The organism is Pseudoalteromonas sp. SR45-5 (assembly GCF_014163565.1).
Classification (GTDB): domain Bacteria; phylum Pseudomonadota; class Gammaproteobacteria; order Enterobacterales; family Alteromonadaceae; genus Pseudoalteromonas; species Pseudoalteromonas distincta.
The window spans coordinates 1-2,081 of sequence record NZ_JACJDN010000671.1 but is presented as its reverse complement, the minus strand read 5'-3'; the positions used below and the strand labels follow the sequence as shown (position 1 = coordinate 2,081).

The following is a 2,081-nucleotide window of genomic DNA, read 5'->3' as shown; positions in this document are numbered from 1 at the left end:
CAGTCTAGAATTTTATTTTAAATAAATACTAAGTGAATAATATGACCAATTGATTACAGGTACGGTTGGGCGATTAAGTAAATTAAAGTAATGATACGAAGAATAAATTATCATTTAGAGCATCTTAACGCTTTAAATAGGGTTTAATTTTAGGCATAGAGTATTTGAGCAAATAACGCTTTGAGAAAGACTAAATTTTTGGAGGTACTATATTCCCTTGTTATCACTTATTTGAATGTTCTTTTGGCGAGATTAGCGTATGACTAGAGGGCTTAAGCGCTTTTCGGCAGATCAGCTAGTTTTATATTAGCTTAAAAAATGACATAGAAAAGTTAAAATAATAGTATCAAACTTAGTAAAAGTGCAGCTATTTTTATTGATTAGGATCAACAAAGCAACAGAGAAAAATAGGCATAATTTATGGCTGAAATTTACACCTAAAAATAAAATGGTGAGTTACGATTTATTGAAAAATAGCGGTTTTTTATTAAACTAGAGTTGCACAAAAATCAGCCTTTATACACCTTTATTTTTACTTATCTTTTTGTTTTATAATGATTTTAATTGAAAGGGCTAGGAAATGGCTTTACTCATAAATAACAAATGCATTAACTGCGATAGTTATAAGGTTCTCAATTAAAGTCTTTAAAAACAGTCTGTTACTTTGTCGTGCTATGGCTTGTGCTACGATTTTATGTAACTCGTCAGCACTTAGTTAGTATCTTAAAAACAGCCTTAAAAGGCAAATTGTATTAACTACAAAATTAAAAACACAAACTACCATAACCTTTGAATCGATATTATTTAATAACGCTTTAATACCTGTGCGATAGACGTTGGCGCATTCTTGCCTTGAGTTGGCACTTTTGTTAAGTCATATAAACGAGTTAAGTAGTCGAGAGATTGCCACAAAAATAATAGCAGCCTGAATGAAATGAGCCCAGTAACTTCAAACATTTATCGTAGAAGCAGGTACCGTACTTTTTTTAGCTAACGCTTCGCGTGACATTTTTGCTTTTTTGCGACGTTCTTTTAGATGCTCTGCAAAAGCTAGCTGCACATAACCTTCGCTTAATAGTAGGTAATTAACAATATACGTCCCAATAAAAGAGACACAGCTGTATCTAAAATGGATTTAAAATAAGATTAATGGATACAATAGTGTCTATTTTTTGCGAGTAAAGCGTTTGAGATGTGTTAATGCCAAGCAAAGTCGATACCGGCTAACCTCATTTAGGATCCCTACACAATAAAATATAAATCAAATTAAAAGCTTAAAAAATTAAAACGCACATTAGCGTTTTTACTCCTCACCATAATGTGCTTTTTAGGGATCATTAAGCTGCATTTAAGGTCTTAAAGTGACTTATGGGTCACTTTAACTACCTTAGGTTATACTCAAAAAGTTAAGTGTTTTTTACTTAATCTACTTTCTTAGTTTTTTTAATAAGCTTAATTAGAATTATCGTAAGCACAGCAGCTGGTAATAACCATATAAAATCACTCATCTAAAATTCTCAATATTTGAAATAGTAACTTAACATTAATGTTTTTGAGGTGTTTTGCAAATTTAAGTCGTTTATCTATTAACTTTCAATTTTTCTCCTGACTTATGCCTAGTTAGCTTTAGGACAAATTAACTAGGAAAAACCATGAAAGAACAAAAATCACCGTTTATACGCCAATATGTACGCGCTAGTAAATCACCGTGGGAAGATGCTTCCACCATTTTACTATTAGCTGATGTTATTGATAAGCAAACACTAGAACTAGGTTTCACCAATTACATTTATTTACACCGAGATAGCATGGGGAGTGTGCTGGGTATTAGTATTTCTCAACAGTTATTAGCTGCTAATCCTGAGTTCTCAGAGCGGTATTTGGAGGGTATTGAAATGTATGCCTTTTTACTCATACATATTGAAGACATAACGCACTTCTGCAATTTATTTTCTGCAGAATTTGAGCAACTGTTTATGCTAAAACCAAATGCGTTTTTTGCAGCTGCAGAAGACAGTTGGTTACGGTTAATAGAAAGCTCATAAACTCTGGCGAGCCTTTAGGCTCGCTTTTTATTTTTA

1 protein-coding gene is annotated in these 2,081 nt (G+C 32.3%); it reads left to right on the top strand.

All coding sequences use genetic code 11. From position 1 onward, the window contains the following. Positions 1-1,652 precede the first annotated feature (1,652 nt). On the top strand, positions 1,653-2,045 hold the full coding sequence (locus H5072_RS17830) for a hypothetical protein (protein ID WP_008139539.1): 393 nt from the start codon (positions 1,653-1,655) through the stop codon (positions 2,043-2,045). Positions 2,046-2,081 lie beyond the last annotated feature (36 nt).

Excerpts from the sequence above, each read along its gene's own strand:
- H5072_RS17830 (WP_008139539.1), top strand. The coding sequence starts at position 1,653 with ATGAAAGAACAAAAATCACCGTTTATACGCCAATATGTACGCGCTAGT.